The following is a 14,938-nucleotide window of genomic DNA, read 5'->3' as shown; positions in this document are numbered from 1 at the left end:
GGGGTGCCGGAAGACAGCGCCGTGAGCGCCGCCATACTTCACAGGGTGACCCCGCCGCGGACCGGATTCGCCTATCTCGACCAGGCCGTGCGCGGCGGTGGCGTGCTCGCCCTCGCCCACCGGGGCGGGGCCTACCACCCGGAGATCGAGGGCCTGGAGAACACCCTCGCCGCCTTCCGGCACGCCGTCGAGCTGGGCTTCAGCTACCTCGAGACCGACGTGCACGTGACCCGGGACGGGGTGCTGCTCGCCTTCCACGATCAGGCGCTCGACCGGGTCAGCGACGGCGAGGGCGCGATCGTCGAGCTGACCCACGCCGAGGTCGGCCGGGCCCTGGTCGGAGGACAGGAGCGCGTGCCCACGCTGGCCGAGCTCCTCGACGCGTTCCCGGACGCCCGGTTCAACATCGACATCAAGGCCGACGGCGCCGTGGCACCCCTCGCGCGGCTGGTCGCCGAGCGCGAGCTGTGGGACCGGGTGCTCGTCGGGAGCTTCTCCCCGCGCCGGCTGCGCCGGTTCCGCGCGCTCACCCACCACCGGGTCGCGACCTCCGCGCACCCGCTCGAGGTGGTCGCGTTCCGCGCGCTGCCCAGCGGCCGGCTGGCCGACCGGCTCACCCGCGGCCGGGTCGCCGCCCTGCAGGTCCCCCACCGCCGCGGCCGCTGGACGGTGGTGACCCCCGGGCTCGTACGACGGGCTCACGCGGCCGGCAAGCAGGTGCACGTGTGGACCGTCGACGAGCCCGACGAGATGCGCAGCCTGCTCGACCGTGGTGTCGACGGCCTGATCTCGGACCGGACCGACATACTCAAGACCGTGCTCGTCGAGCGCGGCCAGTGGAGGGAGCCGACGTGACCACCTCGCCCGGGATCGCCGACCTCGGACCGCTCACCCGGGCGCGCGAGCAGCGGGCGTGGTACTGGTACGACTGGGCCAACAGCGCCTACGTGACCACCACCGCCGCGGTCCTGTTCAGCCCCTACCTCACCTCGGTGGCCGAGCGCGCGGCCTGCGGCTATGCCTCCACCGACGAGCGGTCCTGCACCCGCCACCTGCAGGTGCTCGGCCTGGGGGTCTCCCCCGGCTCGCTGGTGTTCTACCTGGTGACCGCGGCGACCATCCTCTCGGCGCTGGTGCTGCCGGTCGTCGGCGCCGCCGCCGACCGCTCCGCGCGCAAGACCACGATGATGGCCGGCTTCGCGTGGGCCGGCTCGGCCGCGGCGATGCTGATGTTCCTGGTCGGCGGCACCGACTGGGTCCTCGGCGCGGCGCTGCTGGTGGTCGCGACGCTGTTCCTCGGCGCCAGCCTGGTGGTCTACGACTCGATCCTGTGCCAGATCGCCGAGCCCGACGAACGCGACCGGGTCTCCTCCCGCGGCTGGGCGCTGGGCTACCTCGGCGGCGGGATCCTGCTCGCGGTCAACTTCGTGCTGCTCACGCTGCTCGCCGACCACACCGAGCTCGCCGTCCGGATCAGCCTGTTCAGCGCCGGCCTGTGGTGGGCGGTCTTCACGCTGATCCCCTACCTCGGGGTGCGCAACCGGCCGCCCGTCGACGTCGTGCCCGAGCAGGGTGGACTGGTCCGGCAGAGCTTCGGCCAGCTCTGGCAGACGCTGCGCGACCTGCGCGCGTTCCCGGTGACCCTGACGTTCCTGGTCGCCTACCTCTTCTACAACGACGGCATCCAGACCGTCATCTACGCCGCCAGCGTGTACGGCGAGAAGCAGCTGCACTTCCCCAAGTCCACCGTGCTGCTCGCGTTCCTGGTCGTGCAGTTCGTCGGCATCGCCGGCGCGCTGGTCTTCGCCCGGGTGGCGCGGCGGACCGGCACCCACCGCACGATCGTCGCGGGCCTGGTCATCTGGCTGGGGGTGGTCGTGCTGGGCTACCTGACGCCGGCGCGCAGCCTGGGGCTGTTCCTGGCCCTCGCGGTCAGCATCGGGGTGGTCCTGGGCGGCACCCAGGCGCTGTCCCGGTCCTTCTACAGCCAGCTGATCCCGCGGGGCCGCGAGGCGGAGTACTTCAGTCTCTACCAGGCCTGCGAGCGCGGCACGTCCTGGATCGGCACGCTGCTCTTCGGCCTGGTCCACCAGTGGACCGACTCCTACCGTCCCGCGCTGCTGGCGCTGATGGTGCTGTTCGTGGTCGGGCTGGGCTTCCTGCTGCTCGTCGACACCAGGCGCGGCATCACCGAGGCGGGCAACCGGGTCCCCCACGTCGTGTGAGGGTCGGCCCACCGAACCGCACGCCGAGCCACTCCGAGCCGCTGTGAGAGCGGTCATCTGCCCGATTGTCGGAATCTTCCGGGCCGCACTACCGTTGAACGGGTTGAGACGCCCACGGCCGGGTACTGAACCCGAGTCATCGCCCCGCCGGTCCGTCTCGGACATGTCAACGGGGGCCTAGAACAGTTTGGAGGTGGCCAGGTGGCAGAGCGCACATTGCGTGGAGCGCGGCTCGGAGGCCAGAGCTTCGAGGACGAGCGCGGCATCGAGTTCGCCGCCCGACAGCAGGTCGGCTACAAGTGCACCGCGGGTCACGAGTTCGAGATCACGATGTCGGTCGAGGCGGAGGTGCCGGCGACGTGGGAGTGCCCACGCTGCGGCGCCGAGGCGCTGAGCTCCGCGGGCATCCAGCGCGAGGAGAAGGCCGAGAAGCCGGTCCGCACGCACTGGGACATGCTGCTCGAGCGGCGTTCGGAGAAGGAGCTCGAGGACATCCTCAAGGAGCGCCTGGAGCTGCTGCGCGGCGGGGAGATCGGCCCCGCCCACCTGCACCGGGCCAACGCCAAGAAGCGCCGCGCCACCGCCTGAGGGCTGGCGCAGCGGCGGCGATCACTCGTCGATCACCTCGCCCCGGATCACGGGTCCTCCGGACCCGGGTCCGGGGCGAGTCGTGTTCCGGGAGACCAGGCGGCGGGTCACGATCTCGGTGAGCAGCCGCCGGGCCAGGGGCCGCGTGAACGGCAGGATCAGCAGCACGCCGAAGACGTCGGTGACGAAGCCCGGGCTGAGCATCAGCGTGCCGCCGATGAGCAGCAGCGCCCCGTCCGCCAGCTCGCGAGCCGGCATCCGGCCGCTCTCCAGGGCCACTCGCAGCGCCTGCCAGGCCCGGGCACCCTCGCGCCGGATCAGCCAGCTGCCGAAGATGCTGTCGAGCACCAGCAGCAGGATCGTCCACCACGGGCCGATGACCTGCCCGACCTGGATCAGCACGTAGATCTCGACGATCGGCACGACCACGAACGCCACGAACAGCGCCCAGCTCAGCCCCCGGCGACGGCTCATGCCCGCCTCCGCACGGCCCGGCGCACCTGTGCGACCCGTTCGCGCGCACCCCAGACGGTGATCCGTCGCAGCGACTCGGCGGCCACCGCGCCGCTCATCTTGGAGTCGCCGCGGATCCGCTCGACAAACTCGATCGGCACCTCGCGCACGGTCAGCCCGGCCGCCAGGGTGCGGGCGACCAGGTCGGTCTGGAAGACGTAGCCGGTCGAGCGCACCGAGGCCAGGTCGATCTTCTCCAGCGTCGCGCGCCGGAACAGCCGGTAGCCGGCGGTCGCGTCCCGCACCCCGACGCCGAGCAGCACGCGGACGTAGAGGTTGCCGCCGCGGCTGAGCAGCTCCCGCGAGCGCGGCCAGTTCACCACCGAGCCGCCGGGCACCCAGCGCGACCCGATCACGAGGTCGGCGTCCCTGAGCGCCTCCAGCAGCCGGTCCAGCTGCTCGGGCTGGTGGGAGCCGTCGGCGTCCATCTCGCCGACCACGTCGTAGCCCGCCTCGAGGGCGTGCGCGAAGCCGTGCAGGTACGCCGCGCCCAGGCCGCCCTTGGCGGTCCGGTGCAGGACCTGCACCGCGGGGTCGCCGGCCGCGAGCTCGTCGGCGAGCCGGCCGGTGCCGTCCGGTGAGTCGTCGTCGACGACGAGCACGTCCACGTCCGGCTGGGCGCGACGCAGCCGGCCCACGATCCAGGCCAGGTTCTCGGCCTCGTTGTAGGTCGGGATGACCACCACGACCCGCCCTAGGCCCTCGATGCTTCCGGCGCTCGTCACTGTGCCGCCCTCGTCTCCCGTTCCGCGTCCGCCGTCGACGGGACCGCCCGGCTCGGGGTGTCGCGTTCCGTCGCCGGTGCTTGCCTCCGACGATACGGGATCAGCGTGAGCAGCAGGCCCAGCACGGTGGCGGCGAGGCAGGCGCGTCCCGTCCACGCGCCGAGGCGTACGGCGGGCGTGAGCCCGTCGACCAGGCCGACGCGGTCCACCAGCACGTCCTGGGTCTGTACGCCGGCCCGGTCCACCACCGCGCCGCCGGGGTCGATGATGCCCGAGACCCCGTTGGTGGAGGCGACCACGACCCAGCGCCCGGTCTCCAGGGCCCGCAGCCGGGTGATCGCGAACTGCTGGTCGATCTGGTCGGTGTGGATGAACGTGGCGTTGCTGGTCTGCACGGTCACCAGCTGGGCGCCGTGGGAGAGCTGGGCGTAGAGGCCGTCGTCGTAGGCCACGTCGAAGCAGATCGCGTCGGCCACCGGGATGCCCGCGATCTGCAGCGGCTCGGTCCGCGTCCCGGCCAGCATGTCCCGCGGGATCAGCGCCAGCCGCCCGAAGTTCTTGCCGTCGAAGAAGCGCCGGAAGGGGATGTACTCGCCGTAGGGCACCGGGTGCCACTTGGAGTAGCGGTCGGCGGCGCCGGTGCCGGGGTTCCACACGATGCCCTGGTTGAGCACGTGGATCGGCCCCGCGTCGACGATGGCGCCCACGAGGATCGGGACGCCGATCGCGCTCGAGGCGGCCTCGATCCCGGCGTGCGTCTGCGGGTCGGTGAAGGGGTCGACGGCGGTGGAGTTCTCCGGCCAGACCACGAAGTCCGGCCGGGGCGCCGCGCCGGCGGCCACGCGCGCCGCGAGGCCGACCGTGGCGTCGACGTGGTTCTGGGTGACCTGGCGGAAGTCGTAGAGGATGTCGTCGCCGTTCCCGGGCACGTTGCCCTGCACCGCCGCCACGGTGGCGTGGCCGGAGACGTCGGGCTGCCAGGGCCGCAGGGCGGGCAGGCAGGTCACGGCGGCCACGCCGAGCAGCAGCACCCCGGCCCGGACGCGCCGGCCCGGACGCGCGACGACCAGCTGGGCGAGCAGCGCGCCCAGCAGGGCCAGCAGGAAGCTCACGCCGACCGACCCGGCGTACGGCAGAGCCTGGGCGACCGGGGTGTCGGCGGTCGCGAACGCCAGTCGCCCCCAGGGCATGCCGCTGAACGGCCAGGAGCTGCGGATCACCTCCATCGCGACCCAGGCCGCGGCGAACCACAGCGGCCACGCCCGCCGCCGCAGCAGCACCGCGCTGACCGGGCCGAGCAGCGCGTAGAAGCAGGCCTCCACGCCCGCGAGCCCGATCCAGGCGTCCCACCCGACCGCGCGCATCCAGAAGATCAGCGTGAAGTAGAAGCCGACCCCGAAGACCAGCGCGGGGATCCAGGCGCGGCCGGGGCGCAAGCCGCGCACGGTGAGCACGAAGCCGGCGACGCCGACCGGCACGAGCGCCGCGGCCGCGACCGGCTCGAAGGCGAGGGCCAGCAGGACGCCCGCCACCAGCGCGAGACTGGTCCGGACGAGCACGAGGCAAAGGTACCCGGCGACACTGTTGCACCGAGCACCCGCCGCGCGATCCCCCCGTCGCCCCTTGCAGAGCGGCGGAGGGGTCCCGGACCCTTCGGACCAACCCGGGACCGACCGGCTGCCGACCCCGTGCTGTTGTCTAGGGGGCCCGGACCCCTCCGTCTCCGCCCTCGCGGGGCGGACCGCCCTCCGTGGACCGGGTCGGACGGGTGGGTGGCACCCCACCCTCCGACGCGGCCACTCGGACGACGGTCCACCAGCGCGATCTGCACGAGCGGACGGGACACCTTGGATCGTCGGCCACGCCGCTGTCAACCGGCCGCTGACCTGCGCGAACGCCCGAAGGTGCAGGTCAGGACGGGGTCACCGGGGCCACGATTTTGCCGAGATCTCCCCAGTCGGGACGGCGTGTCGCGGCGTGTCGTCGCGCGGCGGCCTCACGCCGGGACGACCACCGTCCCCGTGGCGGTGGTGGCCAGCAGCGGCTCCTCGAGCATCCGGGCCGCGCCGGGCTGCTCCGCGGTGGGCTCCCCGCGCGCCACGACGTGCACGGCCAGCTCCAGCGTCCGGGACCGGGTGCCCACCCGGACCAGGTCGCAGGTGATCTCCAGGACGTCGCCTGCGCGCACCGGCGCGCGGAACTGCACCTCGGAGTAGGAGGCGAACAGGCCCTCGTCGCCGTCGGTGAGGATGCACATCTCGGTGGCGACGTCGCCGAACAGGCCGAGGCTGTAGGCGCCGTCGACGAGGTTGCCGGCGTAGTGGGCGTGGGCGTAGGGCACGTAGCGCCGGTGCACGACGCGGGTTCCGACGCTGGCCTGGCTGGTCGAGCCCATCAGGCGGACTTCCTCTCCGGGGTCGGGGCGAGTCGGTCGACGAGGAAGCTGGCCACCTCGCCGGGGGTGGTGCCGCGGCCGAAGACGCGGTCCACGCCGAGCTCGGCGGCCATGGTCTCGTCGAACCGGGGACCGCCCACGATCAGCAGCGGCCGCCTGTCGGCCGGGTAGGACTCGCGGAAGGCCGCGGACATCTCGCGGGTGTTGAGCAGGTGCGCGTCGCGCTGGGTGACGACCTGGGAGACCAGCACCGCGTCGGCCTTCTCGGCGCGGGCGCGCTCCACCAGCTGCGGTACGGAGACCTGGGCGCCGAGGTTGACCACCTTCAGCTCCCGGTAGTACTCCAGGCCCTTCTCCCCCGCGAAGCCCTTGATGTTCAAGATCGCGTCGATCCCGACGGTGTGCGCGTCGGTGCCGATGCAGGCACCGACCACGGTCAGCCGGCGCCGCAGCGCCCGCTTCACCGCGGCGTTGACCTCCTTGGGGGTCAGCAGCGGGTAGTCGCGCTCCACGACCTCGACCTTGCTGGTGTCGACGAGGTGGTTGACCCGGCCGTAGACCACGAAGAACGTGAAGTCCGGGCCCATCGGCCGCGCGTGCACGACCAGGGCGGGGTCCATGCCCATCTTGTTCGCCAGCTGGGCGGCGGCGCCCTCGGCGAGCTTCAGCTGCGCGCCCTCGGAGCTGATCGGCAGCGTGAAGCTCAGCTGCACCATGCCGTCGCCGGTGGTGTCGCCGTACGGGCGGATGACGGTGCCGCTCACTGGCCCTCCTCGAGGATCTCGGTCGCCGGGTTGTAGTAGGCCGCGGACTTCCGGGCCACGCCGTCGAGGCCGCGCCCGCCGTCGGCCGGGCGCTTCATCAGCCCGAAGGTGCCGTCGGCGATCGCGGCCAGCAGCGGCGGGTCGCCCGCCGCGTCGGTGTCGGTGACGATCCGGTCCAGCAGGTCGATCGTCTCGCCCAGGACCCGGCGGGCGCGCTCGGCGATGAAGCCGTCGGGGGCGGGGCGGAAGTCCTCGGCGAGGTTGCCGGCGGCGTTCATGACGTAGCGGACGTTCTGCAGTGCCAGGTCGCGGTCGGACAGCCAGGGCGTGACCACGGCCTCGGTCATCATCCCGACCAGCAGGATCCCCTGGCCGGTCAGCGCACCGGCGAGGTTGAAGAACCCGTCGAGCAGGTAGCCGCGGAACACGTCGCCGGTCATGTGCCGGGTCGGCGGCATCCACTTCAGCGGCGCGTCGGGGAACAGCTCGCGGGCCAGCAGCGCGTGGGCGAGCTCCATCCGGAAGGAGTCCGGGATCTCCGGGTCTATCTCGAAGGCGTGGCCCAGGCCCAGCTGCCAGTCCTCCAGACCGGCCTCCTTGCCGAAGTACTCGTTGAGCAGCTGGCTGGTGGTGACCGTGTGCGCGGCCTCCACGGCGTCGGCGGTGGTCAGGTAGTTGTCCTCGCCGGTGTTGATGATGATCCCGGCGCGCGCGTGCACCTGGCGGCTGAAGCGCTGGTCGACGAAGGTGCGGATCGGGTTGATGTCGCGGAAGAGGATCCCGTACATCGAGTCGTTCAGCATCATGTCGAGGCGCTCGAGCCCGGCCAGCGCCGCGATCTCGGGCATGCACAGCCCGCTGGCGTAGTTGGTCAGCCGCACGTAGCGGCCCAGCTCCTTGCTCGACTCGTCGAGGGCCGCCCGCATCAGGCGGAAGTTCTCCTGGGTGGCGTAGGTGCCGGCGAAGCCCTCGCGGGTCGCGCCCTCGGGCACGTAGTCGAGCAGGCTCTGGCCGGTCGAGCGGATCACCGCGATCACGTCGGCGCCCTCGCGCGCGGCCTGCTGGGCCTGCGGGATGTCCTCGTAGATGTCGCCGGTCGCGACGATGAGGTAGATCCACGGCTGCCGCGGCGCGTCGCCCCACCTGGCCACCAGCCGGTCCCGCTCCCGGCGGCGCGCGTCGATGCGCTTGACGCCGGACGCCACCTGCCGGCGGGCCGCGGCGCCGGCCCGCGTCGCCTCCCGGCCCTCCGGCAGCCGGAAGGTCACCGAGCCGGCGGAGGCCTTCTGAGCGAGCGTGGCGAGGTCGTCGGCCTCGCCGCGGCGCAGCGCGTCCCAGACCGGGAGCGCGACACCGTGCTCGAGGCCGACGTCCGCGCGCACCACGTCGAGGAGGCGGTTGACCCAGGGCGTGCCGTCCGGGTCCGCGCCCTCCAGGCCGGCGAGGCGCAGCGTGGCGCGCTCGACGGCGACGGTGGTGTGCTTGCGGGCCATCGTGACGATCGGCCGGCCCGCCTTGCGGGCCAGGGACCGCGCCTTGCGGACGGTCGTCGGGTCGAGGTCCAGCTTGGTCTGCCGCTTCGCGGCGCGTGTGCTCATGCCCAGTCCTGCTTCTCTGGCTGCTCGTCGCTTCGGTGGATGGTGCGACCGGCCGCGACCGTGCGCACCAGGCGCGGCGGTTCGAGGCCGGGGGTCAGGTCGGGGAGGTCGTCCGCGGTCAGGCCGCCGGGGACCTCCCACACCGCGAGGTCGGCCCGGGCCCCGAGGGCCAGGGAGCCGCCGTCGTCGTCGTGGGCGGCGTAGGCACCGCCGCGGGTGTGGGCGCGGAACGCCCGCTGCGGCGAGAGCCGCTGGCCCTCGCGGTGGTGGTGCACCGCGGCCCGCACGGCCGCCCACGGGTCGACCGGCGTCACCGGGGAGTCGGAGCCGAAGGCCAGCGGCACCGCGGCCGTCTCCAGGTCCAGGAGCGGGTTGGTCGCCCGCCAGCGCTCGCCGAGGCGCACGGCGTACATGCCCTCCGGGCCGCCCCACAGCGCGTCGAACATCGGCTGCACGCTGGCGACGACGCCCAGCCGGGACATCGTGGCCACCATCGCGGGCGAGGGCATCTCGACGTGCTCCAGCCGGTGCCGCGCCCGGCGCAGCCGGTCGGCGCCGAGGCGCCGCTCGGCCTGCTCGAGGCCGTCGCGGACCTCCTCGAGGGCGGCGTCGCCGATGCAGTGGAACCCGGCCTGCAGCCCGGCCTCGGTGCAGGCCACGACGTGGTCGCGGACCTGCTCGGCGGTGAGGTAGGCGTGCCCGCAGGAGTCGGCCAGGTCGGCGTACGGCGCGGACAGCGAGGCGGTCCGTGAGCCGAACGCACCATCGGCGATCAGGTCGCCGGCGAGGCCGGCCACCCTCAGCCGCCGGGCGGTCTCCACGGCCATCAGCTCGCCCCAGTAGACCGTGGCCCGCAGCCCGACCTCGGCCGCGGCCCGGCGGACCATCTCGATCTCGTGCTCGGGGCCGATGTGCGGCGCGGCGTTCTCGTGGAAGCCGACCACGCCACGGGCGGCCAGGTGGCGGCAGGCCGCGCGCGCGGCGGCGAGCCGGTCCTCCGGCCCGATCAGGCTCTCCAGGATCGCGCGGACGGCGTGGTGGGCCTCGCGCTCCGCCCGGCCGTCCGGTGTCCAGCCGTCGAGCTGGTCCAGCCCCGGCACCAGCGCGGCCAGCGCCGGGGAGATCACCGAGGAGTGGCCGTCGACCCGGGTCAGGCAGGTGCGGCGCCCGGGGGCGGACCGCTCCAGCTCCTCCCCCGTCGGCGGCCGGCGCTCGGGCCAGGCGTGCTCGTCCCAGCCCTGCCCGACCAGCACCCCGTCGTTCAAGTGGGCCTCGGCGTGGCCGGCCACCGCGTCCAGGGTCGCGACCAGGCTGGGGCTGCCGACCAGGTCCAGCCCGACCAGCGCGAACCCGGTCCGCACGGTGTGCACGTGGGTGTCCACGAAGGCGGCGGTCAGCAGCGCTCCCTCGAGGTCGACGACCTCCTCGGCCCCGTCGTACGCCGCGGCGCCCTGCTCGTCGCCGATGAAGACGACCCGCCCGTCCTCGACCGCCAGCGCCGTGGCACGCCGAGCCGGCCGCCCGTCGTGGACGACCCCGTTGCGGAAGAGCGTCCGGGTCACCCGGCGGCCCCGGACTCGGCGGCCACGGACTCGGCGGCCAGCCGGGCCTCGAAGAGCCGCCGCACGCCGGCCTCGGCGCGCAGCAGGTCCATGGCGTACGTCGCGTGGCCGGGCACGTAGCCGTTGCCGACCAGCATCGTCACGTCGGCGGCCAGGCCCTCGGCGCCCAGCGCCGCGGCCGAGAACGAGGTCGCCATCGAGAAGAACACGACCGTGCCGCCCTCGGCGGTGGCCAGGATCGCGCCGCCCTCGCAACCGGGCACGTCGACGCACACCACCATGACGTCGGCGGGGCCTCCGGCCGCGGCGACCGCGTCGCGCAGCCCGATCGGGTCCCGCGCGTCGGCGACGACGACCTCGTCGGCCAGGCCGGCCGCGCGCAGCGACTCCGCCTCCCGCTCGTGCGGGACGACGCCGATCGTGCGTCCGGCACCGGCGCGGCGGGCCGCGGCCAGGCTCAGCGAGCCGGACTTGCCGCCCCCGCCGATGACCGCCACGGTCGGGGCCGTCGAGGAGCGGGCGTAGCCCTCGACCACGCGCGCGGTCAGGGCCGGCGCGCCGCACACGTCCATCACCGACAGGCTCAGGTCGCTGGGCAGGTCGTCGGGGACCACCGCAGCGATGGAGCGGCCGAACAGCACGGCGTACCCGTCGCACGGCACCTGCTCGCTGCGGCCGTCCCAGCCGCGCAGGCCGTCCTCGATGACCAGCGGGGTCAGCGTCAGCGAGACCAGCGTGGCCACCCGGTCGCCGACCGCGAGGCCGAGCGGCGACTCCGGGCCGACCTCCTCCACGGTGCCGACGAGCATGCCGCCGGAGCCGGTCTCGGGGTTCTGCATCTTGCCGCGCGCCGCGACGATCTCGAGCACCTGCGCGCGCAGGGCGTCCCGGTCGACCTCCCCCGCGGTGGCGTGCGTGCGCTCGAGCTGGCGGAACGAGGCGGCGTCGAGGTTGAGCTTCTCGACCCGGATGCGGACCTCGTCGGGCCACAGCTCGGGGCGGGTGTCGAGCCGGCGGGCCGCCTGGGGCAGCACGGCCGGGACGTCGAGCACCCGGTGCAGGCCGGTGGGATCACTGGGGCGGGTCGTCATGACCGTCAGTCCTCCACGGATCGGTGTCGGTGACAGGAAGTCTTGCGGCGTGCCATTGGACGAGCCGCACGATCTCCTCGTACTCTGGCAGAGATGGCGTGGCTCACACAAACCTGACACGGCCTGACCCGGGCAGTCTGCCGCACGGTTCCTGCCCGGTGCCCGGCGGTGACGCAGCCACGCCGACCGCCCACGACGTATATGCCTTCTGCGGAGGAGTCTCCATGAGCATCGAGACCTCGATCGGTCTTGAGACCGGCCAGCCCTACCCCTACCAGCGCACGGAGCTGGTCGAGCCGGACTGGACCCGCTTCCCCGGCTGGAAGGACGTCACCACCGCGGAGTGGGAGTCCGTGCAGTGGCAGCGCGCCCACTGCGTCAAGAACGTCAAGCAGCTGCGCGAGCTGATGGGCGACCTGCTCGACGAGCGGTTCTACGCCGACCTCGAGCGCGACCAGGCCGAGCGCGCGACGATGTCGATGCTGGTGCCGCCGCAGATGATGAACACGATGGTGCCGCAGTTCGTGCCCGGCGGCCCCGGCTCGATGACCGAGCAGTTCTACGCCGACCCGATCCGGCACTACATGATCCCGGTGCTCAGCGACCGGCGCACCGACTGGTCCTCGCACCCGCACGCGACCCGCGACTCGCTGCACGAGCACGACATGTGGGTGGCCGAGGGGCTGACCCACCGCTACCCGACCAAGGTGCTCGCCGAGCTGCTGCCCACCTGCCCGCAGTACTGCGGGCACTGCACCCGCATGGACCTGGTCGGCAACTCCACGCCGACCATCGACAAGCTCAAGTTCGTCGGCAAGCCCAACGACCGGCTCGGGAACATGCTCGACTACCTGCGGCGTACGCCGTCGGTGCGCGACGTCGTGGTCTCCGGCGGCGACGTGGCGAACATGCCGTGGCCGCGACTCGAGGCGTTCCTCACCGACCTGCTCGAGATCGAGAACATCCGCGACATCCGGCTGGCCACCAAGGCGCTGATCGGCCTCCCCCAGCACTGGCTGCAGGACGACGTGGTCCGGGGGATGGAGCGGGTCGCGTCCGTGGCCCGCGCCCGCGGCGTCTCCGTGGCGATCCACACCCACACCAACCACGCCAACTCGGTCACCCCGCTCGTGGCGCGGGCGACCCGCGCGATGCTGGACACCGGCATCCGCGACGTCCGCAACCAGGGCGTGCTGCTCAACGGCGTCAACGCCGACCCGCACGCGCTGCTCGACCTGTGCTTCCGGCTGCTCGACGGCGCGCAGATCATGCCCTACTACTTCTACATGTGCGACATGATCCCGTTCTCGGAGCACTGGCGGGTCTCGGTCGCAGACGCGCAGCGGCTGCAGCACCACATCATGGGCTACCTCCCCGGCTTCGCGACGCCGCGGATCGTCTGCGACGTGCCGTTCGTCGGCAAGCGCTGGGTGCACCAGCTCGCCGACTACGACACCGAGCGCGGCATCTCTTACTGGACCAAGAACTACCGCACCTCCATCGAGGCCACCGACCCCGAGGCGCTGACCCGGACCTTCGAGTACTACGACCCGATCCACACCCTCCCCGAGGCCGGCCAGCAGTGGTGGGCCACCCACGCCGACCTCCCCACCTCCGACCTCAGGGCCGCGGAGGTCGCCGAGGCCTCGCGGCGTACCGCCGCGCTCCAGGCCTGGTGAGGGTCGGCCGGGCCGCTGCCGGAATCCCCGGCTGACCGGGGACTCCTACGGTTGATGGGCGTTGCAACACCCATCAACCGCAGGAGCGGCCTGACAACCCCCACCGGGGTTCTCCACAGATCTGTGGCCAGCCCCCCGAGCGACCGCTGACTGCGGCAGGGTCGCAGCCATGGATCCTCGACTGCAGGCGATCTCCGCCACCGAAGGCGTCTTCCTCCGACGCGAGGCCATCGCGATCGGCTTCGACGACCGGTCGATCGAGCGTCTCGTGCGCCGGGGCGAGTGGGTGCGCGTACGGCGCGGCGCGTACGTCGGCGCCGAGCTCTGGGAGGCGCTCGACGAGGTCGGTCGCCGACGCGTCGTGGCCCGCGCGGCCGTGCGCACCGCCCAGACCCACGTCGCGCTCTCCCACACCACGGCAGCCGATGCACTCGGCGCCCCGGTCTGGGACATGCCGGACGTCGTCCACCTCACCCGGACCGACCACAAGGCCGGTCGGTCCGAGGCCGGCGTGAGGCAGCACCGCGGCACGATCCGGGTCGGGGACGTGACCCGCCGCGACGGGCTGCTCGTCACCAGCGGGACCAGGACGGCCCTGGACATGCTCACGATCACCGACGTCGAGCACGCCCTGGTCACCATCGACGGCCTGCTCCATCGCGGCGAGACCACGAAGGAGCTGCTCGCGCAGGGCCTGGCCGCGCAGGCGTTCTGGCCCAAGACCCTGGCCAGCGACCTCGCCATCCGTCTCGCCTCGGGGCTCGCGGAGTCGGCTGGCGAGACCCGCATCCGCTTCCTGTGCTGGGCTCAGGGCCTGCCGGCGCCGGTGCTCCAGTACGAGGTCAGGAACCGCCACGGCCGACTCATCGCCCGCCTGGACCTCGCCTGGCCGGAGCTCGGGGTCTTCCTCGAGTTCGACGGCAAGGTGAAGTACGTGGTGCACCTGCGGCCCGGCGAGACGGTCACCGACGCCGTGCTGCGTGAGAAGCGACGCGAGGAGCTCGTCTGTGAGCTCACCGGCTTCCGGGGCATACGCACGATCTGGTCGGACCTCTACGTGCCCGAGCAGACCGCCTCCCGCATCCGGGCGCTGTTTCGCCCCAGCTTCCGCGCCGCCTGAGCCCGCCGGAGCCCGGGGAGCGCGCCTGAGCCCCATCGGAGCCGGTCGGCCCCCGTCCCATCCGTGCCCACCCGGGCCGACCCGGGCCGGGGGTTGTCAGGCTCTCCCCTCGGTTGTGGCCCGTTGCAACGGCCCCCAACCGAGGGAATCCCCGGCTGGCCGGGGACTCCTGCGCCGCCCTAGACCACCGGCCGGTTCTCGTACGGCGTCGACAGCACGATCGTGGTCCGGGTGGCGACGTTGGCGGCGGAGCGGATCCGGGCCAGGAGGTCCTCGAGGTCGGTGGGGGCGGCGACGCGGATCTTGAGGATGTAGGACTCGTCGCCGGCGACCGACCAGCACGACTCGATCTCGGGGATGTCGCGCAGCCGCTCCGGGGAGTCGTCGGGCTGGGAGGGGTCGATCGGGCGGATCGAGATGAACGCGGTCAGCGGCAGGCCGAGCTGGTCGTGGTCGACGGTCGCGCCGTACCCCTTGATCAGCCCGCGCGCCTCGAGCCGCTTGACCCGCTGGTGCACCGCGGAGGTCGAGAGCCCCGTGGACCTGCCGAGGTGGGTGAACGACATGCGCCCGTCGACCGCGAGCAGCTCCAAGATCCTGCGGTCGGTGGCTTCGACGTCGGTCGAGGGCGGCTGGCTCACGCCGCACACAGTAGCGGGATCGCGTGGCAGGATGCGG

14 protein-coding genes are annotated in these 14,938 nt (G+C 73.1%); 5 read left to right on the top strand and 9 right to left on the bottom strand.

Translation table 11 applies throughout. The features are described 5' to 3' along the window. The first annotated feature begins 45 nt into the window (after nt 1-45). The 3 genes from BJZ21_RS09880 (at nt 46) to BJZ21_RS09870 (ending at nt 2,813) form a co-directional block, all read left to right on the top strand. On the top strand, nt 46-855 hold the full coding sequence (locus BJZ21_RS09880) for a glycerophosphodiester phosphodiesterase family protein (protein ID WP_179663572.1): 810 nt from the start codon (nt 46-48) through the stop codon (nt 853-855). Next, nucleotides 852-2,225, top strand: coding sequence for an MFS transporter (locus tag BJZ21_RS09875; RefSeq protein WP_179663571.1), 1,374 nt, complete (start codon nt 852-854; stop codon nt 2,223-2,225). The genes BJZ21_RS09880 and BJZ21_RS09875 overlap by 4 nt, the downstream gene beginning before the upstream one ends. Before the next feature lie 201 nt (nt 2,226-2,426). Continuing rightward, nucleotides 2,427-2,813 (top strand): RNA polymerase-binding protein RbpA, encoded by a 387-nt coding sequence (locus BJZ21_RS09870; RefSeq protein WP_179663570.1) that lies wholly within the window; start codon nt 2,427-2,429, stop codon nt 2,811-2,813. 21 nt (nt 2,814-2,834) lie between these two features. Here BJZ21_RS09870 and BJZ21_RS09865 read toward each other — a convergent pair whose 3' ends face one another. The 8 genes from BJZ21_RS09865 to kdd all read right to left on the bottom strand — a co-directional run bounded on the left by BJZ21_RS09865 (nt 2,835) and on the right by kdd (nt 11,461). Then, entirely contained in the window at nt 2,835-3,287 is a 453-nt protein-coding gene (locus BJZ21_RS09865; RefSeq protein WP_179663569.1) for an FxsA family protein, read from the bottom strand. Continuing rightward, complete coding sequence (locus BJZ21_RS09860; RefSeq protein WP_218852185.1) at nt 3,284-4,051, bottom strand: polyprenol monophosphomannose synthase; 768 nt, start codon at nt 4,049-4,051, stop codon at nt 3,284-3,286. Before BJZ21_RS09860 ends, BJZ21_RS09865 begins: the two co-directional genes overlap by 4 nt. Continuing rightward, nucleotides 4,048-5,610: an apolipoprotein N-acyltransferase gene (gene lnt, locus BJZ21_RS09855; RefSeq protein WP_179663568.1), complete on the bottom strand. Its 1,563-nt coding sequence runs from the start codon at nt 5,608-5,610 to the stop codon at nt 4,048-4,050. Before lnt ends, BJZ21_RS09860 begins: the two co-directional genes overlap by 4 nt. Before the next feature lie 437 nt (nt 5,611-6,047). Next, a complete protein-coding gene (kal, locus tag BJZ21_RS09850; RefSeq protein WP_179663567.1) occupies nt 6,048-6,446 on the bottom strand; it encodes a 3-aminobutyryl-CoA ammonia lyase in 399 nt (132 codons plus the stop codon). Continuing rightward, on the bottom strand, nt 6,446-7,210 hold the full coding sequence (kamE, locus tag BJZ21_RS21735) for a lysine 5,6-aminomutase subunit beta (protein ID WP_343052081.1): 765 nt from the start codon (nt 7,208-7,210) through the stop codon (nt 6,446-6,448). Before kamE ends, kal begins: the two co-directional genes overlap by 1 nt. Beyond that, entirely contained in the window at nt 7,207-8,808 is a 1,602-nt protein-coding gene (gene kamD / locus BJZ21_RS09840) for a lysine 5,6-aminomutase subunit alpha (protein WP_179663566.1), read from the bottom strand. Before kamD ends, kamE begins: the two co-directional genes overlap by 4 nt. Continuing rightward, complete coding sequence (locus BJZ21_RS09835; RefSeq protein ID WP_179663565.1) at nt 8,805-10,370, bottom strand: amidohydrolase family protein; 1,566 nt, start codon at nt 10,368-10,370, stop codon at nt 8,805-8,807. Before BJZ21_RS09835 ends, kamD begins: the two co-directional genes overlap by 4 nt. Next, nucleotides 10,367-11,461 (bottom strand): L-erythro-3,5-diaminohexanoate dehydrogenase, encoded by a 1,095-nt coding sequence (gene kdd / locus BJZ21_RS09830; RefSeq protein WP_179663564.1) that lies wholly within the window; start codon nt 11,459-11,461, stop codon nt 10,367-10,369. Before kdd ends, BJZ21_RS09835 begins: the two co-directional genes overlap by 4 nt. Before the next feature lie 224 nt (nt 11,462-11,685). On the opposite strand from kdd, the gene BJZ21_RS09825 reads away from it, so the two are divergent. Further along, nucleotides 11,686-13,140: a KamA family radical SAM protein gene (locus tag BJZ21_RS09825; protein WP_179663563.1), complete on the top strand. Its 1,455-nt coding sequence runs from the start codon at nt 11,686-11,688 to the stop codon at nt 13,138-13,140. 169 nt (nt 13,141-13,309) lie between these two features. After that, nucleotides 13,310-14,260 (top strand): type IV toxin-antitoxin system AbiEi family antitoxin domain-containing protein, encoded by a 951-nt coding sequence (locus BJZ21_RS09820; protein ID WP_179663562.1) that lies wholly within the window; start codon nt 13,310-13,312, stop codon nt 14,258-14,260. Nucleotides 14,261-14,439: 179 nt separating this feature from the next. Here BJZ21_RS09820 and BJZ21_RS21385 read toward each other — a convergent pair whose 3' ends face one another. After that, nucleotides 14,440-14,901 (bottom strand): Lrp/AsnC family transcriptional regulator, encoded by a 462-nt coding sequence (locus BJZ21_RS21385; protein WP_343052079.1) that lies wholly within the window; start codon nt 14,899-14,901, stop codon nt 14,440-14,442. Between the last annotated feature and the right edge of the window lie 37 nt (nt 14,902-14,938).

Source organism: Nocardioides panaciterrulae, assembly GCF_013409645.1.
GTDB classification, from domain to species: Bacteria; Actinomycetota; Actinomycetes; order Propionibacteriales; family Nocardioidaceae; genus Nocardioides; species Nocardioides panaciterrulae.
The sequence above is the reverse complement of the archived record's forward strand: the minus strand, read 5'-3'. Positions and strand labels throughout refer to the sequence as shown.